The following is a 23,968-nucleotide window of genomic DNA, read 5'->3' as shown; positions in this document are numbered from 1 at the left end:
TATGCTGGCTTTTATAGACTTTACTTACTATGTCCTCGTACGTGGCTTTTATAGATGAAATTAAGTATAGTAAACCTAACATTTGTTTTTTATTTTTAATGAATATCTCAGAGTGACGGTGCCGAATTGGTGACAAGAACCAGCGCAGCTAAACCAAGCAGTGACAAAGATATAGCTTGCCGTAACTTTATGCTGCTCACTAAGCCAGTCGATGCCCTTGAGAACACGCGCGAAGGCAGTTTTATTATGTAAATGTTGTGACTAAAATAAAAGAGATACCGTGGGTAAAATTCCGTGACACGGCCAGTTTTTGTTAATATAAATAATTGATATTAATGAAAATATCAGTCGTCAAGCCAGTTTGAGAACTCGTGTAACAATCTTTTGTATTGAGTAGTCTATATAAAGTGTGTATGTTAATGAACAAAGGGCTATTTACCACTGCATTGTTTGCTCATCACCTTACGACTATATCGCAGCCTTACTTACCATCACAATGGTGAGACTGCGCTCTGATTTTTCGTCTGTTTATCACACTGTGATTTGTATGAGTTAACGGTAATGTATTATTACTAGGAGAGAAAAGATTATGGAAAATCAAGGTAACCTTATTCGTCGCAACGACAAAGTATGGCTTAAAACATACGAAAAACTTGGCATTCAGTATGATATCGATATGCCACCAGCCAACACCTCATTGATTGATATCATTGAGCAAAACTTTATCAATCATGCAGGCAAAACGGCGTTTGTCTGTATGGATGTTAAGCTATCTTTCGAAGAGTTGGATATCTATAGTAAACAAGTTGCCGCTTACCTTCAGTCATTAGGACTACAAAAAGGCGATAAAGTGGCAGTGATGATGCCTAATATTTTACAGCTACCAGTTGCGGTGCTAGGGGTGCTACGTGCTGGCATGACATTGGTCAACGTCAACCCACTTTATACCACCAAAGAGCTGTCACACCAGTTAAAAGATTCAGATACCAAAGTTTTGATTTTACTTGAGAACTTTGCCAAAACTTATGAAGATATTGGTCAAGACCTCGTCGATCATGTCGTAGTTGCCTCAATGGGTGACATGATGAGTCCGCTCAAGGGTTTTATCGTCAATGCCGTGGTACGTCACGTCAAAAAAATGGTGCCTGATTATCATATCAAAGGCAGTGTTAAGTTCAAAAAAGCAATGAACCGCTTTTCTGCTAAAAGCTATAAACGTCCTAACAACATCAGCCTCGATGATGTCGCTGTACTTCAGTACACGGGCGGTACGACAGGGGTAGCCAAAGGCGCTATGCTAACGCATGGTAACTTGGTGGCTAACTTGATCCAAAGCGATACCTATCTAGGCGATGCTTTTGATAAGTTTGAGAAGAGTAATGAGCAGCCAGTGATTATGACGGCTCTGCCGCTATATCATATTTTCTCGTTTACGGTCTGCGGTATGTTTGGCCTATACCGTGGTTGTATCGGTCTGCTAGTACCAAACCCACGTGACCTACCAAGCCTTATCAAAGCATATAAAGACTACCCACCTGCGTTTTTCCCAGCAGTAAATACCTTGTTTACCGCGCTTGCCAATAACGAAGAGTTCCAATCGCTAGATCATAGCAAGCTTGAGATGTCTATGGGCGGCGGTATGGCAGTACTCAAAGACACAGCGACCAAATGGGAACAAGTAACAGGCAATATCATCGTTCAGGGTTATGGTCTGTCAGAGACCTCGCCGGTTGCCTCAGCGAACCCACATGGTACGGGCGAGTTTTCAGGAAACATCGGTCTGCCAATGCCTGCCACTGATATGGCTATCTTGGATGAAGAAGGCAATGAAGTGGCCTTGGGTGAGCGTGGTGAGATTAGTATCCGTGGCCCGCAGGTGATGAAAGGCTACTGGAAGCGTGAAGATGCGACCGCTGAAGTCATGACTTCGGATGGTTACTTCCGTACTGGCGATATTGGCGTGATGGATGAAGACGGTTACTTTAAGATTGTCGATCGCAAAAAAGACATGATCTTGGTATCTGGCTTTAACGTCTATCCAAACGAAGTAGAAGACGCCATGTCGACACATCCAAAGATTTTGGAATGTGGTGTGATCGGTATTGATGATGAGAAGAGCGGTGAAGTACCGAAGATTTACGTGGTACGTAGTGACGCCAGTCTGACTGCTGATGAAGTCATTGCTTACGGTAAAGAAAATTTAACTGGCTACAAACGTCCTCGCCACGTTGAGTTTATTGACGAGCTACCAAAATCTAACGTCGGTAAAATCTTACGTAAAGACCTACGAGCGCTCGAAGAAAAAAACCACGGTTAATCTACGAAGGCTTATCTTTAGATAGGGTTTTATCACTGGCTATTTATAAATACCTCTATGATTGATTGGTACTTGTAATATGCTGAGTAAATAGATTTAGTTATTGTTATAACCAAAATGATAAGGTTGCCTCGTGCTGCCTTATCATTTTTTGTCTTTGTGCTTGTTGTGAATAGTGGGGCATAAGGAGTATAGATAGAGAATTTTTAGTAAAACTGCTATAGTGCCAGCCAAGAGGTTTTTGCATTTATTTATAATAGAGTGATGATTTTACTCAATATGACTTGCAAAGCGATTATGATAAAAACGATATAGCTACGTTGACCTGTGAGCTTATTTAATACGATTTCACTATGCTGCATCAAACATTACACAATCAAAAAAACAGAGTTTTTATATAAAGTATTCTATGTTTTTAACAGTAATATTTAGGGAAAATTATGACGGACAATATCAATAAAGAGACAACAGACAACAACGCTGGCACCAGTGATAAAGGCAATGCATCTGAATACATTTATCAAGACAATGCATTCCCTACTATGCCGACCATCGCCAGTGACAGCCCATGGTTGAGCGCTTATGAGCGTTATAGCATCGATGCTACGATTGAGATGCCAGAGGACAGTACCTCTTTACTTGATGTGTTTGAGCGTAATTTTAGCCGTTATGGCCAAAAAACGGCCTATATCTGCATGGGCGCTTCGATTAGTTTTAAGCAATTAGACCTATATAGCCGCCAGATTGCCAGCTATTTGCAGTCGCTAGGGTTGGTTAAAGGCGATAAAGTTGGGGTCATGATGCCCAACCTCTTGCAGTATCCGATCATCGCGTTAGGTGTCATTCGCGCTGGTATGATACTCGTCAATGTAAACCCTTTATATACCAGTCGCGAATTGTCTCATCAGCTCCATGACAGTGGTGCCAAAGCCTTATTCATCGTTGAGAATTTTGCGAAAACCTATCAAGATGCCGAAGACAAAGGACAGATTGAGCATGTTGTCGTCTGTAAGATTGGCGATATGCTGGGTGCGGTCAAAGGGGTTGTGGTCAACCTCGTCGCTCGTCATATCAAAAAAATGATTCCTCCTTATCGAATCCCAAATAGCGTGAGCTTTAAGGAGGCATTGGGCGCAGTCTCTGCCAGTAATTATGAGCGTCCTGAGTTGAACTTGAGTGATGTGGCATTACTACAATATACAGGCGGGACGACAGGCGTGGCCAAAGGAGCAATGCTGTCTCATGGTAACTTAGTCGCCAATATGCTACAGGTTAGTGCACTGATGAATAGTGCGTTTGAAGATGATATAGACAGCAGAGATGTCATCTTGACGGCACTGCCGTTGTATCATGTGTTCTCATTTATGGTATGCGGTATATGTAGTATGTATCAGGGTTATACAGGCTTGCTTATTCCTAATCCGCGCGATCTCGATGGGCTTATTAAAGAGATGGGTAAATATAAACCTTCTTTTATCCCAGCTGTGAATACGCTATTTAACGGTTTGGTACACAAAGACAGCTTTGCAGACCTAGACTTCTCTAATCTAAAAGCCTCTATCGGCGGTGGTATGTCCGTATTGCCGAGCGTTGCCAAAGAGTGGCATAAGATCACAGGTCTACCTATCGTTGAAGGCTATGGTTTATCTGAGACGTCACCAGTCGTCGCTTTCAACCCAATGACCATCGCAGAGTTTACTGGCAAGATTGGTATTCCTGCACCTAGCACCGATGTCGTGCTCATTGATGAAGAAGAAAACGTCGTAGCGCTGGGTGATCGCGGTGAGATATGCGTCAAAGGTCCACAGGTGATGATCGGTTATCAAAACCGTCCAGAAGAAACGACCGAGTCCTTTACCGCTAGTGGCTACCTAAAAACCGGTGACATTGGCATCATGGACGAAAAAGGCTTTATCAAAATTGTTGACCGCAAAAAAGACATGATTTTGGTATCTGGTTTTAATGTGTATCCAAATGAAATCGAAGAAGCCATGAGCGAGCATCCAGCTGTGGTAGAGTGCGGTGCTATTGGTGTGCCTAATGATGAGCGCGGTGAGGAGCCAAAACTATTTGTGGTCAAAAAAGGCGACGTCACCGAAAAAGAGCTGCTTGAGTACGGCAAAAAACAACTGACTGGCTATAAGCGTCCACGTCACATACAGTTCGTCGACGAATTACCAAAGTCGAACGTTGGCAAAATCCTACGTAAAGAATTGCGTAAGATGGAAGGCTTAGAATAGATTACATCGTCCATTATTGCCTAACTGACGGCGCGATGGCGGGTGTGAATATTGCTATTGCGCCGCTGCCACGTTAGGATATCTTAAGATTTTAGTCTACCAAATACCTGTCGGTCTGCTCATTAGCCACTGATAGCGTACTTTTATGACACTGCTTTTATAACATTGTACTAGGAATTTTTATGCGTATTGACAATCGTGAGCTTGACCAACTTCGCTCTATCAGCTTTGAGCGCCACTATACTAAGCATGCTGAAGGGTCAGTATTGGTCAGTTTCGGCGATACCAAAGTGCTATGTACGGCCAGTGTCGAATCTGGTGTACCGCGCTGGCTCAAAGGTAAAGGTAAAGGCTGGATAACCGCCGAATACGGTATGCTGCCACGTGCGACTAATACCCGCAATCAACGCGAAGCAGCTCGCGGTAAACAGTCAGGTCGTACGCAAGAGATTCAGCGTCTGATCGGTCGTAGCTTACGTGCCATGATTGACTTAAGTAAACTTGGTGAAAACACCATCTATCTTGATTGCGATGTGTTGCAAGCGGATGGCGGTACTCGTACGGCCAGTATCACTGGTGCGGCAATTGCACTGATCGATGCATTAGAGACTATCCAAAAGAGCAAAAAACTCAAAGCAGATCCACTGATTGGATTGGTTGCTGCGGTTTCTGTTGGTATGAAAGATGGTGAAGCCTATCTGGATCTGAACTACGAAGAAGACTCTAGCTGTGATACCGACCTAAACGTTGTGATGACTCAAAAAGGTGAGTTTATTGAGCTTCAAGGTACTGCTGAAGAAAAGCCGTTCACTCGCGCTCAAGCAGACGCTATGCTGTCATTGGCTGAAACAGGCATTGCTGAATTGATTAAAATGCAGCAGACTGCACTTGGCTGGTAGTCTGGTATTTAGATAAAACTTGCTGTCTTTATTTTTAGTTTTAATAACTGCCTGTTAGTCTCTGATAGGCAGTTTTTTCATAAAAAACACTTTTTACATCTCGCAATAGGTAATAATGCATGCTCAAGCTGACTGATGATGGCGCTAAAATCACCTTACAGGGTCAGCCAAATAATGCTGACAACGGTATGTTTTGGTTTGGATCTGCATTACTGATAGGGGCGGTGGCAGTCGCTATGGCAATGAGCTTATTGTCTGAGCGGTTGGCTATTGGTGCGTTGGCACTACTTATCATTGGTAGTTTTATTTTTAATAAAAAGCGCCAGCAGCATAAAAAAGCCATGAGTGGCATGATTAGTAGCGGTACATTATGGGTGCGAGCTGATGAATTGGTACATGACAATCTAGGCAAACGTGAACACATTCATTTGACTGACGACGATAAAGTTGTGCTTATCGGTGATGGGCTGCAGATTGTCGGTAGTAGTGAGGCACGCAAATATCATATTACTGGTTTTGAGAGTGCCCAAGAGGCGAAAGTAACTAAAGCCATATTAGAAGGGCAAGCACTGACAAAACGCCACGTAAACATCAAAATGAGTAGTGACTAGTATTTTTACGCCCCAATCGCTTTATTCATCAAAAATTCACACCAGTCTCTATCCTATCTAGTATCACCGCGCTTTATCTTATTTGACCCTTCTTAACGCTCTTCTTTATTATGACCATTCGTCATGATTTTTATACCGTCTATCGCCTATCTAAGGTGAATAGTTCTTGCAGATGCCTGTCTAAATGGTTTATAAGTAAGATTACAAAATTCAGTCTTTACTATTATCCATACTGTCATTGATACTTTTTTGATCAGGAGTTAGTCATGTCGCGTTTGCCTATGTCGTCAGTCGCAGCGTCGTGCAGTTTATTATTATTCACTTGCAGCATCATCGGACAAGCCCATGCAGATAGTATGAGTGCACTCATCGCTCAAAAGTCTGTCCAGTCTAACTCTAGTGCTCACTATACATCTGCTTATCCAGCAGTTCCCTCCGTCAAAGTCAGTACACACTCTACCATTCAACGTGCTAACTCATCTCGAAGCTATGCAGCAGTTTCGCCAACGTATAACAATTACTCTAATATAAGTAATGATGGCAATCAGTCAACGATGAACAGCGCCTATCGTTACCCTGAAGTGCAGCGTCAATCACCTGCCGTGTTACCAGCATTTTTATCAGGGAGTTACGACAATGTCGATAGCGAGTATTTACCGCTACTGAGTAGTGCGGAGACGCAAAGCAGTATGGCTGCCCGCGAAGTGGTCAGCACAGCACGTAAAATGGCACTGAACGAGCGGACGATTATCAAAGGCGGCTGCTGGGATTATTTGAATGCCGTGTTTAATCGGGCGGGAGTTTCGCGTAATACCATACATAAAGGCACGTATGCGCAAGGCCCTTATGCTAGTAGCAGTGAGATTGAGGCAGGTGATTGGCTTTACTATATCAATCATGGCTACAATGGCATTGAGCACAGTGGACTGTTTGTCGGTTGGGTCGATGAGCGTGCGAAGCAAGCATTGATATTAAGCTATGCTGGTGAAAACCGCCGTGAGCCGGCGCGTTATCGTGTTTATGATTTGAGCAATGTCTATCAAATCATGCGCCCTAGTGTTTGATCTATAATATTTGGTAGAAAGTCCAAGAAACAAATAAAAAAGCGTCCGTCACTTATGGAAGTGGCGGACGCTTTTTATTGGTAGGTCATCAGTCATAAGCATTTCGACTAAATTTTAGAATGGTTTAACGACCACTAAAATGACGATAATCACCAAGGCAAAAACAGGTACTTCATTAAACCAGCGCCAAAACTTATGGGATTTGTAGTGAGGGTTATCAATCAGTTTTTTGCGATAAAAGCCGCAAGCGCCATGATAGCCTGATAGCAGTACGACCAGTAATAGCTTGACATGTAGCCAGCCTTGGGTTTTGTAAACATCCCAGCCCAGTCCTAACATCCATAGACCGAATATCCATGTCGCTATCATCGATGGCGTCATAATACCTCGATACAGCTTGCGCTCCATAATAGTAAAGCGCTCTTGGCTGATGCTATCGTCACTCATCGCATGATAGACAAACAGACGCGGCAAATAAAATATCGCCGCAAACCAGCAGACCATCGAGATGATGTGTGCAGCTTTAATCCAGTTAAAATAATCTGCCATTACTTAATCTCTTATTATCAGCCGTATGATATCAGGCTTATTTTCATACATTTTTGTTAGCCGCACACAGTCAAACTAATCGGCCAATACCACCTGCGATTGATGACCACTCATCGCATCCATCACAGGCAATACTTTTGGCGCTCTTGGTGCGGCAAACTGCTTGGTGAGACCAAGCTCACGCATGAGTCTGTCGTCGCCTGATTGACTGGCATTTCCCGTCGTCAATAACTTATCGCCATAAAAGAAAGAGTTAGCACCCGCCATAAATGCCAAGGCTTGCTCTGAATCTGATAAGCTTTCACGGCCAGCAGACAACCGCACATAACTAGTCGGGCAGCAAATACGTGCCACAGCAATGGTGCGAATCCACTCTAGCACTGATAACTGGCCTTCTGCCAATACTTTATCACCAATCGGTGTGCCCTTAATCGGGACTAGCAGATTGACAGGAATCGACTCAGGGGCTTTAGGCATTTTTAGAAGCTCATGCACCCAATCAATACGATCATCACGGCTCTCACCCATACCAACGATGTTACCACTACAAACATTGATACCAGAGTTGCGCACGTTTTCGATGGTATCTAAGCGCTCATCATAGCTACGCGTGCTGACGACTTGCTCGTAATAGCTGCGTGAGGTGTCTAGGTTATGATTGTAATAATCCAGTCCTGCATCCGCGAGTTGCGTCGCTTGATTGGTATCGAGCATACCTAACGTCATGCAAGTCTCAAGTCCTAACGCTTTTACTTCTTTGATGAGCTCGACCACATAAGGCATGTCTTTGGCGCTTGGGTGTTTCCATGCAGCACCCATACAGAATCGAGATGAACCGGTTGCCTTGGCACGTTTGGCCGCAGCGATGACTTTATCCACTTCTATGCGTTTTTCTGCCTGCAGTTTCGTCGTATCGCGATGATGACCTGATTGTGAGCAATAGCCACAATCCTCAGGACAGTTACCTGTCTTAATAGACAGTAGCGTACTGATTTGTATTTCGTTGGCGACAAAGTGCTCTCTATGAATGGTTTGGGCTTTTAACAACAAGTCCATCAAGGGCAAATCGAACAACTGAGCGATGTCGTCACGACTGTATGTGTGAGCGGCTGTGTGAGGATCAGGCTGGTTGAGTAGGTCAGTTGTGCTATCGGCGTTTGGTTCAGAGATGCTAAGCAATCCTGCCATAAGGTAAATCCTTTTATAAAATTAAATGGTATCAGGTTATATCAATGTATGTGTCTATTGTCATTTATAAGGTAATAAAAAAGGTTGCCGTATAGTATACCGCAACCTTTTTAGAAAATCAGAACACTGCTAGAGAGTATGTATAAATGTCACAGTAGCGCACATAAATAGTAACTATCTATTTGATCCTATTTCAGCCATTTTACCAGTGAATATCATGCAATGCATTACTCGTTTATAAGAAAGGGTCAGCTATTTACTTGCCCAATTTATGCTTAGCAAAACCTACCCAGTGCTCAGCAAACTTCTGTGCTTTATACGCATAAGGCTTGGCTTTTTGGAGGTATGGCTTACACTCTTCTGGTACGGCTGGCACGATATGCTTAGCAAGTTTATTAAACCACATCATTAGGCTGTAGTCACCCTCGATGCTTAATTTGCCTTCTTGCACGGCAGTCATAAATGCAGGTAGGCTGCCTTTGGTCAATAGCTTGACGCCTGTCATAGAATCTTTGAAAGTAATGGTCAAATCTGCTGCTTTTGCATGACCACTTTGTTGACTAAACTGTCCGTTATCAAAACGAAAAGAACGCGCGATATCAGATTCGGTGCTGGCAAATTCAATCGTAACATTACGATCAGCAAAGAGTGCTTTGACGTCTTCGTTTTCGCTATCAGCGAGCATAGACAGACGATAGCCAACCACGGCCAACAACGCATCTAATGGGTCAGATTTGATATCTAATACAGGAATAGTAAACATAGTGGAACTCCTAAAGGTAGGGCATAAGAATAAAGCGTACTTTATACCAGTTTTTATGATAAATATATAACTAGATTATAAACTACTGAGTGGTTTCAACTCTTTAGGAGTTAAGTAGAGAGCGTTAAGTATCTTGTAACATTAAATGTCACTATTATGGGTAGGGTATTCATATCAATATGGCAGTATCAATGAAAGCGCGGCTTATAATCATCATCGTAAACAGGCGTATGTTCGACATAGCGAGCCGCTTCCAATTCGCGCTGCCGACTGACTGCATGACTCACATCCTCGTAGCGCAATGCTCGGTATAGTACCCAGCCTGCCAAAGGTAACCAGCTGATTCCCATCGCGATGACATAACGGTGCCATTCCGAAAGCGCAGACAGCATCGGACGACCTACCAATATATTCTGTATCATCTCAACAGCCAACCAGTAGACCATACCACCAAACAGATATAGCAACAGCCAACGCTGCGATGATAGAGCGAGCGCCACGATCATACCTGCTAGCAAGCTATAGCCTATCCATGCCGAGCTGCTCCACGTTTCTACGCCAATAAAAGAAAAAATAGTCATTGCCATCATTCATCTCGCTATTCATAAGGTGAATTCCAATGAGACTATTATGAAAGGTTGCTGAGCAAAGCTAAAGAGGCGCTAGGCGACTTTGCGACAACCGTTGACGTTTGATTTTTTAGATTAAAGTTGCTTTTTTTTGGATAGCTTTTACGATTTTTAATCGTTAGTTGGTAGGCTAAGCGCCGCAAGAAAGGGCGCTTATATTGGGGAGGGTAGGAGCCGTTGTAATGGTTTACACAGAGGCTTTTTAATCAGGTATTTAAACGAGGATAACCAACAGCTAAGCCTTATTGGTACGTCTGCCCCACCAAGACAGTAACGACACCAAAATAGCACCGAGTAGCATAAGACCAATTGTGGTCAGCCAGTGCGGACCAGTAGGATACTGCCATGGCATGACGTTATTGACCGCTTCGCTGTTAAGAGCACCTAATACATCTACTTTCCACGGCCATACCTTGACTAAAGAGCCGGCAATAAAACCGGTCAGCAATGCCAAGGTGGCTTGATAGTAGCGGGCTAATAACCATTTTAGAGCACGGGTGAACAATAACAATCCAGTTGCCATGCCCGCCATTACAGTTAATAGTACCGTAAAGTTAAGAGTATGCACGGCTTCCAATACAGTGTCATATGCACCTAGTAACAGCAATATAAAAGATCCTGAGACCCCAGGCAGTATCATGGCGCAAATCGCAATTGCGCCTGCAAAAAATAAGTACGGTAAGCTAGGTGTCGCCGCGAGTAATGGCAGACTACTGATGACCACGGCAGCAATGAGTCCTGCAGCAAACAACGCCACACGTCCTATATTCCAGCGTTTAATCTCACTTAATAAGATAAATACTGTTGCGACGACCAATCCAAAAAAGAATGACCAAATAAGCAGAGGCTGATTGTCCAGCAAGTACTTGATGATACCGGCCAAGGTAGCAAAACTCGTCGCAATACCAAGTATCAAACACAATAAAAATGTCGCATCAACCTGCCGCCAAACCGCAATCAGTCCTTTGATTCCGCCGTCTTGTCGAAATATCTGCCAAAGGTTGGGGCCAATGCTACCGAGTGCATTAATCAGGCGTTCATAAATCCCCGCAATCAATGCAATAGTGCCACCAGAGACACCAGGGACGATATCAGCAGCGCCCATTGCCATGCCTTTGACATAAACCCCAAGCAGCTCTTTTGGGTTATCCGTATGCACAGGGACAGAGACAGGGACCGTGCTTGCGTCTAATGGCTGCGCTGCTGACGGCTGGTTTGGCCGTGGAGATTGTGGTGCCGTCATGAACAGTCCTTTATTATCTGAGAATAAGTGTTATCTAAAAATAAATATCTGGCGTTATTGCAACTAAACGTACTTAGAAATCAAAGCAACATCATCCTATGAAACATGTGCTAACGCATAAAAGCTGGATTAATGAGACAGACATTAACCCAGCTTAGCGGATAATCTAGAATACTTAGCGATTACTGAGTAGGAGCGAGGGCTGGATAGCCAAGTGCATAAAGCGTCCCTTCAAGTCCTGTCACATTGACCGCCGCATCGGCACGTGCTTGCACGATGGGCTTGGCGTGATAGGCAATACCTAAATCGGCAAGCGCCATCATCGGTAAGTCATTGGCACCATCACCGACACAGACCACTTGAGACATCTCGATACCTAAGCGCTCAGCAGTGTGCTCGACGATAGCGGCTTTTTTGGCACCATTGATGATGGGCAGCTGTATGTGCCCGGTCACTTCGCCTTCTTCAATGTCTAAGGCATTGGCATGAACTTCGTCGATGCCCAATTGCTCAGCGATATAACGGGCAAAATAAGTGAAACCACCTGACACCAGTACAGTATGATAGCCTAATGCTTTTAACGCACTGATGGTGGTACGCGCACCGACTGATAACGTCAAACGGCTGCAAATATCATCAAGCACATCGGTAGAGATACCTTTTAATAAAGCCACACGCTGAGCAAATGATTCATCAAAGTCAATTTCACCGCGCATCGCCGCTTCAGTAATGGCCTCAACTTGCTCACCAATACCAGCCGTTTTTGCCAGCTCTACAATGACTTCTTGTTCAATCAACGTCGAATCCATGTCAAAACAGGCAAGCTTGTGAGTACGTAGCATATGACCGACCGATAGGATGTGACAATCGACGATGTCTAGATTGCCTGTACTGTCCTTGCTGCGTGTGCGGTTGTATTCTTCAGACAAATCATGGCGCAGACGAGTGGTCAGCTGATCATCAATGATGTGAGCGGCGGCGGTTTTTTTGCCAGGGTGCATCAGCGTGTCTGTCACGGGCACCAACAAATAGCGGTATACTTGAGCATTGGTAAAGGGTAGACGCTGTGCATCGGCTGCCGTTGGCTCTGTATCAGAAACCGTAATATTAACAAAGCTCGCCTCAGTATCCTCAGCGACCGTCACCAAATGCCAGCTTGGCTGTTCATCGACCCAAGACTGAACATATTGATGAATGTCCATCGCTGATACTTGAGTCGGTAGCACGACGATGAGCGCAAAAACAGGCAGCGACTGTAGCGCATCAAAATCTCGCAGATTGGTATCATCAGGTAATAATTCTGCAATAGAGTCGACGGCTTGTTGCCATGCTTTGCTGTCTTTTGGTAACGAATAAGATGTATTTTTTGGCATGGCTCAATTGTCCCTTGTATGCTCATATAAGATTGGGAATAATAACAGTTTTACTGAGTATCGCCTATAGATGACGCGCAAAGTATCATGGGTGTCAAAAAATGCTTATCAGCGCTTAAAATCTGCTGAAATGCAACAAAGTTATTATGATAAATTTATAAACCGACTAACGCTATAAGACTTATTATGGTGATATAGTAGATGACCTAAACTGACCACTTGGTAACGATGCTGTGGCAAAAATAGCAGCGATAATCATGAGGCAGAGCGCGATAGTATCATCATTAAAATTTAGCTCAACGAATGGATGTCATTTTACGTAGTAGCATTTTATATGATGACTGATTTCGATGAAATACTATCGATTTTCCGTGAATATCGATCAATATTCGCGCATTACAATTGTTTAAAAATTAGCCAAAAAATGAGCAACAGACTCGTTTTTTAATTTCTTTTCTCCAAAAAAGTTTAACATATCATGACGTATTTAGCGCCGCGGCAAGGGTTGTTTGCCATTATTCTTCTGGTTAGTTTTTGTTTGCAGACGCTGTTATTGGTCATCAGTACCGACCAACAGCTGAGCAAAAGTCGTGCGTTAAAAGGCGAGCAGATGGTCGCCCAGCTGATTGATGAAGCAAGGTTGTCTTTAGAAAACAAAGACCGTGTCAGTCTCAGCGTGATTGCCAATCGCTATACTAGCGAGCAAGACGTGACACGGATACTGATCAAAGACAACAAAGATGATATTTTGGTGCCTGTAGGCAATGCGCCGATGCAGCAAGGCGATACAATTCGCCAAATCGCAACCAACGGCGATGCGGTGATTGGTAGCGTTGCCCTGACGTTGAAAGACGTTAGTAAAGGTGAAATCATCGCGATGCAGTGGCCGTTTGTGATTGGCACTATGCTGCTGCATTTATTGCTTTGGCTAATCTACGGTTATCTTGCTCGTCCTACCAAAGAGCAAATCAGTGCGCTGAGCCGTAATATTCAGGATTTGTATCGTGAGCAGTACAATCAGGGCGATCAGCGCGGCTACAGCCGTGACCTTGAGCGCGACACAGCTGGTAATCCAGCTGATGGTCAACTATCTGGTGGTGCTTCTGAAAGCGTTACAGAGGACAAAGTAACGAACGCGCGCACATTCAACGTACACAACGAAGTGAACGAATATCTTAGAAATCAACAGAACCAAGAGACTGGTGACGAAACCGGTAGTCTAGCGGCTGCATCTGAAGGAGATACCGAAGACAAGGTTGTTAGTACCGCGAAGCGTCATAGTTCGCAGTCTAGTGGTCAGACGTCTAAATTGTCTGCCACACGCGCAGTCGATAGCGTGAGAGTGCAAATCGTCTTTCATGATGAGTTCAACATGCTTGAGCGCCTTGCACCGGCGCAGCGCCTGCCTTATCTAGCCCTATGTACGCAACTGCTCAATCAAGCCGTGACCGAACTACTCAAACAGCCATTATTACTGGGTGTTAGTGCGACTAATGAAGCACACTTTGAGGACGATGGTGCAAGCGTGGTGCTAAAAGCAGATAATAGCCATGCAAAAGTGGCGCTGGCAGGGGTGATGCTTGCCAAGCTGTACTTGATGCTTAATAAAATCATTCATGATAAGCATATTGAGTTGTCGCGCTTTGCACTACCAGCAAAAGCAGGCGTGAGCGATGACGCACAGTCAGAGCCAATGACTCATCTGCTACAGAGCATCGGTAAAAAAGAGCAACTGCTCATATTACTGCCAACTGCTGGTCTCAAACAAATCAGTAACCATGTACAAGTACACAGCATCATGCGTCCAACCACTGTCTACGAGCGCGAGTGTGCGATATTCGATGGTGGTAATGATTCGCTCATCCAGCGTTTAGCTGATGTCCGTAATGCCGTTCTTATGATTGAAGACGAAGATGAGTCGCTTATTTAATAGTGCTGTTTTTAATGATACTATTTTGGATAATTTATACTACAATTGTCCGCTAGATAATTCATATCTTCGTCTTGGCACTTTGGGCTAAATGTGACATATTAAGAAAAAGGATTGACAACTTTCAACAGAGACTTTATAAGGCATATATATATTGATGTATTTTTAATACCCATGCCTAAAAATGATAGGAGTTTGTCATGAGTGACGCTGATATTGACGACGATTTTGATGATGATTTTGTCGACGATGACGATGCAAAGATGGTTGAAGAAGCTGAGACAAGTGTACGTACGCGTTTAAGTAGTCTTGAGAAGCGTCGGCTAATCGATAATTTGCTAGAAGAAAAGCGTTTGGCTAAAGAGTTAAAAGACGATCTAGATGATATAGACAATTTCGATGAAGACGGTGACGATTGGGATGATGATGATTTTTAATTGATAGGCTTCAGTCATCTCAGCTGACTAAAGTGCTTTAATAATTGATAATTATCTACTCAGTTGTACCGATTGCTCGCTGTTTGTTATTTTTGACAATGGTTCGCAATCTGCTCTATTCAATAATACTTACTTTATAAAGGCTGCTTGGTTACGGTTATTCAAGCAGCCTTTTTTTAAAACAACATAATATCTTGCCATTAACCAATCGATCACTGTGATTGACAATAGCTATCTTTCAAGGAATACCAAGCCATGAGTAACCAACTAAGTTTTGATGAATTACTAGATTATTTGGATAACCAAGAGAGCCAGTTCGTGCTCGATAGTGTCGCGGCGCATGGTTTTTTGACAGCGACGGTCATTGGTCGCCCACTACCTAACTGGATGGATGCGCTGTTTGAAGGTCATGTGAGTGAAATTCCAGAAAACGTCATCGATGGTATCAAGCGCTGGCGTGACTCGATTATGGCTGAGCTAAAAAACGAGACACCGATTGAATTGCCATTTGGTGAAGATGCTGGTGACGAAGAAGTCGCGGTTGATTTCTCAGATGAGTCAGATATCGTGGCTTGGTCGATTGGTTTTGTTGATGCTATGTATGGCGATGAAGCAAGTGATTGGTTTGAAGACGAAGAGACAGCAGAAGACGTGGCTGTATTGACCTTGCCAATGATTGTGCTGAGCGGCATTGATGATGAAGATCCAGAGCTAGAAGTAATGCGTCGCGATGAAGATAAGATGGTACAAATGGCCAACAGCATCGAAGGCAATTTGACCGAGCTGTTTTTATTATTTCATACCAATGACTAGTCATTCTAAAAGACAGTACTGCTAGTAGTACTGTCTTTTATTTATACTGCATCACGCAGCTCTGGTCATTCTTTTAGATACTTTATAAGTCACCGATAAGGTCTTACTATGGCTGTGCAACTCTCCAATCTTGAACACTTACCTAATTATCAAATTACCGAGCGCTTAGATGTTGTGTATGGCAGTACGGTGCGCTCAAAGCATGTGGGCAAAGACTTGTTTGCTGGGCTAAAAAACATCGTTGGCGGCGAGCTGACCGCCTATACCGAGCTGTTAGAAGAGTCACGCCAAGAAGCGATCGATCGCATGATTGTCAAGGCGGAAGCGCTTGGTGCCGATGCTGTCGTCGGTTTGCGTTTCTCTACCTCTAGTATCGCCCAAGGGGCCTCTGAGCTGTTTGTTTATGGGACAGCGGTCAAAGCAGTACCGATGTCGCAGCAGCAGTTTCAAAACCCACCAAGCGATAATCACTATTCGTCCGGTCAAACACCAAATCCTCAAGCCCAAACTTCGCCAGATGATCTACCGCGTTTTAATCCTTTTGGTTGATTTTAGTGCTTTAAAAGCTGTAGCACTAAAAACCACAATGCTAAAAACCGTAATACTTTTTATGATGAGAAACGTGCCATGAATGACTCACTCACGCAAGTGCTTATCAATTATGGGCCGTTTATCTTTTTATTCGCCGCTGGTTGGTTTTTTGGTTCACGTCATGAGCGTCAGCATTTGGCACAGTTAAAAGTAGCAGAGCAGGCGCTAGGGGATGTTACGGTTTCAAGCGAGCGTTTCTACCGTCCTGAGCTGGCTGTTGGTAGTGAGGGCGCGCTAGTTCTTGGCAGCGTGGTTATTGCTCAAGATTACTTTAAGATGATCATTGCTCGCGTGCTTAGTCTCTTTGGCAAAAACCTAACCACCTATGAGACCCTGCTTGATCGCGCGCGCCGTGAGGCAATCGTCCGTATGCGTGCACAAGCAAAAGCTGAAGGCTACACCCATATTTATGGTGTACGTCTAGAAGTCACTAACATCAACCAATTGGGCAGTATGGTAGAAGCCATTGCTTATGGCACGGCAGTCATCAGTACTGATCATACACCTATCGTCTCTGCGACACACACATCGCCTGCACGTGTACCTTCTGCACTTCCTAGCATCTCTTAATGCTTTGTAGCACTACTATTTAGATTCTCCTCTGTGGTTGTCGCAGCACAAAACCCAACGCTGACTGACCAGTAGTCAGAAAAATCAAATACATACACTTTTACAACGATATACTGACTTTCAATGTTTCGACATTTTTTGGGTGTATGTCAGTAGTGATGATTCCAAAAAGTGTTGTGTACAAAGTGTCGTATAAAAACGCTGACAATGTCGGTGGCTTTTACCCAAGATATCAGCAGGATTGGCTGATTGAGCATCACAACGTTGTCATAAACCTGCCCGTGTAAGGGTTCTATCTACAAGGATGTAGTTATGGAAGGTGTGGAGTTAGTCACGTTTGTAAATTCAAAAGTCATTCCCATTAGTATTTTTTTGATCATGATGGGAATGGGGTTGTCCTTAGTTATCAATGACTTTAAAAGAGTCGTCAAATATCCCAAAGCAGTCGCGATCGGACTGACCAATCAGCTACTATTCTTGCCACTGGTCGGTTTTGCCTTGGCAACTTTCATGTCACTCGAGCCTGAGTATGCCGTCGGGGTCATGCTACTAGTACTGTGTCCTGGTGGCACCACATCAAATCTATTTACCTATCTAGCCAAAGGCGATGTCGCACTCTCAGTCACGATGACTGCGATTGCCAGTGTTATCACCGTATTTACCATTCCTATCGTACTGAGTTTTTCGCTCGTGTATTTCATGGGTGCCGGTAGTGAGTTTCAGTTGCCAGTCGCCAAGACCATGATCAGCTTGATTGCTCTAACGATACTGCCAGTTAGTATTGGTATGCTCATCAAACGCTATGCGGCGAGCTTCGCAGATAAAGCACAAGTTATGGTGTCTCGTTTTGGTGTGATATTTTTGAGCTTCTTGGTTATTTTCTTAGGATATGTGCAAAGAGATATTCTGGTCGAGGCCTTAGTTGCCACTGGCCCTGTGTCGCTCATATTGAACGTATCAACGATGGCGCTTGGTTATTACACCAGTAAATGGTTCGGTCTAAATCCTGCGCAGAGAAGATCAATCACCATGGAAGTCGGTCTACAAAACAGTACGCTATCGATGTTCATGGCATTGACGCTGCTCGCTAACTATAAGATGTCGTTGACTCCAGCTATTTATACATTAATCATGTTCTTAACCGCAGGTATCATGGTCAGAGTATTTACCGCGCAACATAATAAAGCGAATAGAGTAGAAAGAGAAAATAGTGTGTTGGCCGCACGGAGAATGTAATTTAATCAAAAGATTAGCCATAGTGCATTGCTAAATAAGGAATGCATTACTCAATAAAACAAGCCCACAATATACTTTCTATGATGAGAGTTATTGTGGGCTTTTATGTTTATCACGGTTTCTTAGAATGGGTAAGTCGATTCAATACGGATAGCATTGCTCAACGCTAAAATCTGCGCCTGTCTACTTCTGCTCTTGCCTCGGCTGCTTGTTCTTTGACTCTTTCAATTTCAAACAAGAACGTGCGGTTTTTGAGCACCGCGACAAATACTACGCCACCTACCGTATTACCCACCAAGACCACGACTAAAAATATCAAATAGTGCCATAGGCTGACCGTATTGCCATACAGCAATGCTGAAAACACTTCGATATTGCCAACGATACTGTGGTGTAAGCCCAAAAACCCGATACTACCAGTGATAATGGAAACCAAAACAATACGGCTAAGGGTATCGCGTGCAGAAGTTACTAGCCATGCCGCCACGCCCATCATCCAACCCGCTAGTACCGCGCTGCCAAAGATAACCCACCACTCAAACCCTAAGATATGCTCAGCGTAAGCATCGATAGCATGGTCGGTAAATAGATGCATATGCAGCCCTAAGCCAACCATCAAGGCGGCAAACAGGCAGCCACCGACGATATTACCAGCAATGACGATGCCCCATAGCCGCAGCAGCTTATGCAGTGGTTCAATCTTGTTTAATACAGGCAGGCTGAGCAGGGAGGTCTGTTCAGTGAATAATAACGACTGACCAATCACCACGATAATAAAACCAATCGGATAGAGCAGGGAGGACAGTACCATCGCGTAGCGACTCGGCAGCACATCATTGAGCAGGGCAAATGCGGATAAAATCACAAAAAAGCTGATACCAATCTCAAGCCCCGCCGTAAAGGCGCTGGTAAACAAAGAGCCAAGCGAGCGCTCAAACGTTTCTTTGGCATGGATAACTTGCTCGACCAAGATACTGGCGTAGCTTTTTGCTTGGCTTAGATTGTCATCACCGGCGACCTTTTTAATGGTTTCCTTGTCTTCTTCGCTGATTTCTTCTGGCAGGTCATCATTATCCAGCTCTTCGGTGGCTTTTATATGGCTGTCTGGATGATGGCTATCCACATGAGGGTTGGCGTGACTGTCTTCTGGAGAGTGGCTGTGCTGTAGCGTATGACTGTGCTCCGTGTTGTCTTTTTCATGGTTACCATTCAGCGTATCGTTCGCATCATCATTGTGCTGGACATGATTTGTGGTACTCGCGGGCAAGCGCTCGCTGTCTGATAGGGTATCCTGAGCGTTGTCGCTATGCTTTTGGCTATGTTGTTGGTTGTGTTTGGTATCTTGGGACAAGGTCGGCTCACTGTTGATTAGATAACATTTTTAGTATTTTTAATATAAAGATATCAGCGCTATTTTAGCGCATGACAGGGGCAGGTTCTGTTGAGCATTTAACCGATTGGGGTTATTAATTGTTCGATAACGGCATGAAAAATGACCTTCAGGCTTTATAAATTGCCTTACCATCTAACAAAATCTGCCCATCTGCGTTAAAATCACTCTATTCATTATTTTCCTAATTTTTATATTCTCTTTAATTCAATTAACTTTGATCACATTCAATCAATAAAAGATAATGCCATTATGAGTAACCACAACCTAACTGCCTCTATTCAAGCGGCACTAAATCAATTAGAAAACGCCTATAACCCTGCACAAGTCGAGGCAGGTATGTATCAAGGCTGGGAAGAAAGCGGCTATTTTCAGCCGACGTTTGATAAAGACGAGTCGTTCTCTATCGCGCTGCCACCGCCAAATGTCACCGGCTCTCTGCATATGGGACATGGTTTTAACAATGCCATCATGGATGCGCTCACGCGCTATCATCGCATGGATGGTGATAATACGCTGTGGCAACCAGGTACGGATCATGCGGGTATCGCAACCCAAATGGTCGTTGAGCGTCGTTTAGAAGCGCAAGGTATCAAGCGCCGTGATATGACCCGTGAAGACTTCATCGATAAAGTATGGGAATGGAAAGAAGAGTCGGGCGGTAACATCACCAGCCAAATTCGTCGTTTGGGTAGCTCGGTTGACTGGTCGCGTGAGCGCTTTACCATGGATGATGGTCTGTCCAACGCGGTAAAAGAAGTGTTTGTGCGTCTGTTCGACGATGGTCTTATTTATCGTGGTAAGCGTCTGGTCAACTGGGATCCAAAGTTCCAAACCGCGCTTTCTGACTTAGAAGTCGAAAACCACGACGAAAAAGGCAGCTTGTGGCATTTCCGCTATCATTTCACTGATACAGAGCTACTAACTCAAGATGGCAAAAACTATCTGGTCGTCGCTACCACGCGTCCTGAGACATTGCTTGGTGATACCGCTGTCGCTGTTAATCCGAGCGATGAGCGTTATGCACACTTGGTCGGCAAAACCATTACCTTACCAATCACGGGTCGTGTCGTACCTATCGTCGCTGATGATTATGTCGAAAAAGACTTCGGTACAGGCTGCGTAAAAATCACTCCAGCTCATGATTTTAACGATTATGAATTGGGTCGTCGTCATAGCTTGCCACTCATCAATATCCTTGATGAGCGCGCCAATATTTTGCCAGCGATGGAAGTTTATCCTGACTTACAAACGCGTGAGCCAGAGCTAGAGACCACGCCGAGCGAATACGCAGGGCTTGAGCGTTTTGCTGCGCGTAAATTCCTTGTAGAGCAAGCAGGCGAGCAAGGCTGGCTAGAAGATATCGAAGACTACGCGCTAAAAGCCCCACGTGCTGAGCGTGGCGGTACGATCGTTGAGCCATGGTTGACCGATCAATGGTATGTCGCGGTCAAAGAGCTTGCCAAGCCTGCGATTGACGCGGTAGAAGACGGCAGCATTGAGTTCGTCCCTGCACAGTACAAAAACATGTATATGGCGTGGATGACCGATCTACAAGACTGGTGCATCAGCCGTCAACTATGGTGGGGTCATCGTATCCCTGCATGGTATGACGATGCGACGGGTGAAATCTATGTCGCCCGTGACGAAGCGGAAGTACGTAGCAAATACAACCTAAGCGACGATGTAAAACTGCGCCAAGACGATGACGTGCTCGATACGTGGTTCAGCTCAGGTCTATGGACATTTAGTACGCTTGACTGGGCAGACGTCAACGCCGATCCACGCGTGATGGACACCTTTCACCCAACCAGCGTGCTGGTGACTGGTTTTGACATTATCTTCTTTTGGGTTGCGCGCATGATCATGATGACCATGCACTTCGTGAAAAACGAAGATGGCACGCCGCAAGTACCGTTTAAGACCGTCTATGTGCATGGTCTGGTACGTGATGGCAATGGTCAAAAAATGTCAAAATCAAAAGGTAATGTCTTAGATCCGATTGACTTGATCGACGGTATCGAGCTAGAAGCGCTGGTCGAAAAACGCACCAGCAATATGATGAATCCAAAAGACGCGGCCAAGATTGAGAAGCAAACGCGTAAAGAGTTTCCAGAAGGCATCCCAGCGTATGGCACCGATGCACTGCGCTTTACCTTTACCTCATTAGCCAGTACGGGTCGCGATATTAACTTTGATCTAAAGCGTGTCGAGGGCTATCGTAACTTCTGTAATAAAATTTGGAACGCTAGTCGTTTTGTCCTCATGAACTGCGTCGATGGTGACAGCAACGCCAAGCCTATCGACCAAGTGGCGAATCCCGACGTGTGGGAATTACCAGAAAAATGGATCATGAGTCGCCTAAACTCTAGCATCAAAGACATTCATCAGCATTTTGCTCAGTATCGTCTCGATATGGTCAGCCAAGATATCTATGAATTCATCTGGAATGAGTACTGTGATTGGTACGTTGAGCTTGCCAAAGCCAGCCTAAATGATGACTCGGTATCAGACGAGCGTAAAGCGCAAATCCGCTATGTACTACTGCACGTACTAGAGACTGCGCTACGTTTCACCCATCCAATCATGCCGTATCTGACTGAGCAAATCTGGCAGACCATCGCGCCGCTACTGGGTCGCAAAAACACCGACAGCATCGTGGTCGCTGACTATCCACAGACCGATGCCAGCCAAATCAGTGAGCAGACCGAAGCCGATATGGCATGGCTACAAGAGCTAATCGCGAGCGTCCGTAACATCCGTGGTGAGATGAAACTGGGTAACGCGGTACGTCTGCCAGTGCTACTACAAAATATCTCTGCCGATGAAGAAGCGCGTCTGTCACGTATCAAAAACCAGTTCAAAGCGCTTGCCAAAGTCGAGAGCTTAGAGATCGTCAAAGAAGGCGATGAAGTGCCACTATCGTCATCAAGTATGGTCGGTCAACTACGGGTACTCGTACCGATGAAAGGGCTGATCGACCCAACGGCTGAGCTGGCACGTTTAGGTAAGTCATATGATAAGTTGAAAGGTCAAGCCGACGGTATCTCGCGTAAGCTGAGCAATGAAGGCTTTGTCAGTAAAGCACCTGCGGAAGTAGTCGATGCTGAGAAGGCGAAATTGGCTGAGCTAGAAGGGCAGTTGACTACGATGACGGCGCAGATGGAGCAGTTAAAAGCGTTGTAAATAAAGCAAAAGCTTAAAGAGCATGGCCTCAGCATCGGAGTCCTTTAATAATAGGCTAATATGCGATGCATGAGGCGGTGTCCTTTAATCACTTAGCTCGGCGCTCGTCCCTCGCGTAAAATAAGTGACGTATTATGAGGACAGAAAATGTTGGATTTGTTTCTTAATTTTTTTAGAGCTTTGGCTGATGCCATCCCAAAACTATATGAATTATATAGAGACAATCAGCAAGAGGAAAAAATCGTCGAGCTACTCGAAAGCTATTTTATTCTAGGTGATTTAATCTATTCTGCAGAAGAGCTATTATTGATTGTTCGCAACAAGGATAAGGTGGATTTATCAGGTTTGTCTTTGCCTGAGTTAAAAGCAGAACTACATAGAATAGAGTCAGTAGTTAGTCTTCAAAAATTAAGGCTAAAAAGGCTAGGTAATATTTATTTAACTAACCCTACGCTAGATTTATTAGATTCCAATATTCAGTTCGAACTTAAGAAAGCCCTTGGTAGTAAATTGAAAGGTGGACTCCACGGACTTGCATCTAATTTAGTATTTCATCAATATTTTGATTTTTCAGGGTTTGCTGATGAAGACGAGAGAGGTTGGGCGACTAGAGCAAATGGTGTAGCAACTGATTTCATAATAGAAATAACAGATTCAGATAAAATTTCTATTAATGAGCAAGACGAAGTCCTACAGAAACTAAAAGCGCTAAGAGAAGCTTATCTTGACAAAATGAATGCAATTTTAGATAAGAAAGATAAGACTATACTTGCTAAAAAAGCTAAAGAACTTGCTAACAAATATATTGAAGAAACCCCACTCTCAACTTGAAATAAGCAAATCAAACTGAAGAGGCGGGTTACCAAGTTTTTTATTGAGTACAAAGCACAGATTGTGTGACAGGATTTTACGAATCAATCGATGAGACAAATGCCATAA

General features: G+C 44.2%; 21 protein-coding genes and 1 pseudogene. 14 read left to right on the top strand and 8 right to left on the bottom strand.

What is annotated here, in order from left to right; translation table 11 throughout:
• Positions 1 to 129: 129 nt before the first annotated feature.
• The 6 genes from JMX83_RS15390 to JMX83_RS12565 all read left to right on the top strand — a co-directional run bounded on the left by JMX83_RS15390 (position 130) and on the right by JMX83_RS12565 (position 7,131).
• On the top strand, positions 130 to 252 hold the full coding sequence (locus JMX83_RS15390) for a hypothetical protein (protein WP_265089550.1): 123 nt from the start codon (positions 130 to 132) through the stop codon (positions 250 to 252).
• Between the two features lie 337 nt (positions 253 to 589).
• The gene (locus JMX83_RS12585) at positions 590 to 2,317 is read left to right on the top strand and encodes an AMP-binding protein (RefSeq protein ID WP_201602356.1); all 1,728 of its coding nucleotides are present in this window, start codon (positions 590 to 592) and stop codon (positions 2,315 to 2,317) included.
• 440 nt (positions 2,318 to 2,757) lie between these two features.
• Entirely contained in the window at positions 2,758 to 4,557 is a 1,800-nt protein-coding gene (locus tag JMX83_RS12580; RefSeq protein WP_201602353.1) for an AMP-binding protein, read from the top strand.
• 182 nt (positions 4,558 to 4,739) lie between these two features.
• Complete coding sequence (gene rph / locus JMX83_RS12575) at positions 4,740 to 5,456, top strand: ribonuclease PH (protein ID WP_201602350.1); 717 nt, start codon at positions 4,740 to 4,742, stop codon at positions 5,454 to 5,456.
• Positions 5,457 to 5,575: 119 nt separating this feature from the next.
• A complete protein-coding gene (locus tag JMX83_RS12570; protein ID WP_201602347.1) occupies positions 5,576 to 6,067 on the top strand; it encodes a hypothetical protein in 492 nt (163 codons plus the stop codon).
• 266 nt (positions 6,068 to 6,333) lie between these two features.
• The gene (locus JMX83_RS12565) at positions 6,334 to 7,131 is read left to right on the top strand and encodes a hypothetical protein (protein WP_201602344.1); all 798 of its coding nucleotides are present in this window, start codon (positions 6,334 to 6,336) and stop codon (positions 7,129 to 7,131) included.
• A 114-nt stretch (positions 7,132 to 7,245) separates the two neighbouring features.
• Here JMX83_RS12565 and hemJ read toward each other — a convergent pair whose 3' ends face one another.
• The 6 genes from hemJ to serB form a co-directional block, all read right to left on the bottom strand.
• Positions 7,246 to 7,680: a protoporphyrinogen oxidase HemJ gene (gene hemJ, locus JMX83_RS12560; protein ID WP_201602341.1), complete on the bottom strand. Its 435-nt coding sequence runs from the start codon at positions 7,678 to 7,680 to the stop codon at positions 7,246 to 7,248.
• A gap of 75 nt (positions 7,681 to 7,755) precedes the next feature.
• A complete protein-coding gene (gene bioB, locus JMX83_RS12555; protein ID WP_201602338.1) occupies positions 7,756 to 8,868 on the bottom strand; it encodes a biotin synthase BioB in 1,113 nt (370 codons plus the stop codon).
• 256 nt (positions 8,869 to 9,124) lie between these two features.
• Positions 9,125 to 9,631 (bottom strand): SCP2 sterol-binding domain-containing protein, encoded by a 507-nt coding sequence (locus tag JMX83_RS12550; RefSeq protein WP_201602335.1) that lies wholly within the window; start codon positions 9,629 to 9,631, stop codon positions 9,125 to 9,127.
• 188 nt (positions 9,632 to 9,819) lie between these two features.
• Positions 9,820 to 10,212, bottom strand: coding sequence for an AciT family ciprofloxacin tolerance protein (gene aciT, locus JMX83_RS12545; protein WP_227675857.1), 393 nt, complete (start codon positions 10,210 to 10,212; stop codon positions 9,820 to 9,822).
• A gap of 283 nt (positions 10,213 to 10,495) precedes the next feature.
• The gene (locus JMX83_RS12540) at positions 10,496 to 11,503 is read right to left on the bottom strand and encodes a DUF368 domain-containing protein (protein WP_201602330.1); all 1,008 of its coding nucleotides are present in this window, start codon (positions 11,501 to 11,503) and stop codon (positions 10,496 to 10,498) included.
• Positions 11,504 to 11,685: 182 nt separating this feature from the next.
• Positions 11,686 to 12,876 (bottom strand): phosphoserine phosphatase SerB, encoded by a 1,191-nt coding sequence (gene serB, locus JMX83_RS12535; protein WP_201602328.1) that lies wholly within the window; start codon positions 12,874 to 12,876, stop codon positions 11,686 to 11,688.
• 478 nt (positions 12,877 to 13,354) lie between these two features.
• Between serB and JMX83_RS12530 the strand changes: the two genes are divergently transcribed.
• The 6 genes from JMX83_RS12530 (at position 13,355) to JMX83_RS12505 (ending at position 18,453) form a co-directional block, all read left to right on the top strand.
• Positions 13,355 to 14,806 carry a hypothetical protein gene (locus JMX83_RS12530; protein ID WP_201602326.1) on the top strand — a complete coding sequence of 484 codons (1,452 nt, stop codon included), beginning with the start codon at positions 13,355 to 13,357 and terminating at the stop codon, positions 14,804 to 14,806.
• Positions 14,807 to 15,006: 200 nt separating this feature from the next.
• Positions 15,007 to 15,243 carry a PA3496 family putative envelope integrity protein gene (locus JMX83_RS12525; RefSeq protein ID WP_057761656.1) on the top strand — a complete coding sequence of 79 codons (237 nt, stop codon included), beginning with the start codon at positions 15,007 to 15,009 and terminating at the stop codon, positions 15,241 to 15,243.
• Between the two features lie 255 nt (positions 15,244 to 15,498).
• Positions 15,499 to 16,056 (top strand): UPF0149 family protein, encoded by a 558-nt coding sequence (locus JMX83_RS12520; RefSeq protein ID WP_201602324.1) that lies wholly within the window; start codon positions 15,499 to 15,501, stop codon positions 16,054 to 16,056.
• 108 nt (positions 16,057 to 16,164) lie between these two features.
• Positions 16,165 to 16,605 (top strand): YbjQ family protein, encoded by a 441-nt coding sequence (locus JMX83_RS12515; RefSeq protein ID WP_201602322.1) that lies wholly within the window; start codon positions 16,165 to 16,167, stop codon positions 16,603 to 16,605.
• Positions 16,606 to 16,683: 78 nt separating this feature from the next.
• A complete protein-coding gene (locus tag JMX83_RS12510) occupies positions 16,684 to 17,217 on the top strand; it encodes a YbjQ family protein (protein WP_201602319.1) in 534 nt (177 codons plus the stop codon).
• A 312-nt stretch (positions 17,218 to 17,529) separates the two neighbouring features.
• On the top strand, positions 17,530 to 18,453 hold the full coding sequence (locus tag JMX83_RS12505; protein ID WP_201602317.1) for a bile acid:sodium symporter family protein: 924 nt from the start codon (positions 17,530 to 17,532) through the stop codon (positions 18,451 to 18,453).
• A 166-nt stretch (positions 18,454 to 18,619) separates the two neighbouring features.
• Here the strand turns inward: JMX83_RS12505 and JMX83_RS12500 are convergent, their stop codons facing one another.
• Positions 18,620 to 19,804, bottom strand: coding sequence for a formate/nitrite transporter family protein (locus JMX83_RS12500; protein ID WP_227675856.1), 1,185 nt, complete (start codon positions 19,802 to 19,804; stop codon positions 18,620 to 18,622).
• 291 nt (positions 19,805 to 20,095) lie between these two features.
• Here JMX83_RS12500 and JMX83_RS12495 point away from each other — a divergent pair, with 291 nt between their 5' ends.
• Positions 20,096 to 23,029, top strand: coding sequence for a valine--tRNA ligase (locus JMX83_RS12495; protein WP_201602315.1), 2,934 nt, complete (start codon positions 20,096 to 20,098; stop codon positions 23,027 to 23,029).
• Between the two features lie 147 nt (positions 23,030 to 23,176).
• Positions 23,177 to 23,860: a hypothetical protein gene (locus JMX83_RS12490; protein ID WP_201602313.1), complete on the top strand. Its 684-nt coding sequence runs from the start codon at positions 23,177 to 23,179 to the stop codon at positions 23,858 to 23,860.
• Here JMX83_RS12490 and JMX83_RS12485 read toward each other — a convergent pair.
• Positions 23,852 to 23,968 (bottom strand): annotated as a pseudogene (locus JMX83_RS12485) (IS982 family transposase); the annotation flags it as partial. The gene JMX83_RS12490 and the pseudogene JMX83_RS12485 sit on opposite strands and share 9 nt — an antisense overlap.

Origin of the sequence: Psychrobacter piscatorii, from assembly GCF_904846415.1 — a bacterium.
Taxonomy (GTDB): domain Bacteria; phylum Pseudomonadota; class Gammaproteobacteria; order Pseudomonadales; family Moraxellaceae; genus Psychrobacter; species Psychrobacter piscatorii.
Note: the sequence above shows the minus strand (reverse complement) of the source record. Positions and strands in the feature narration are given on the sequence as shown.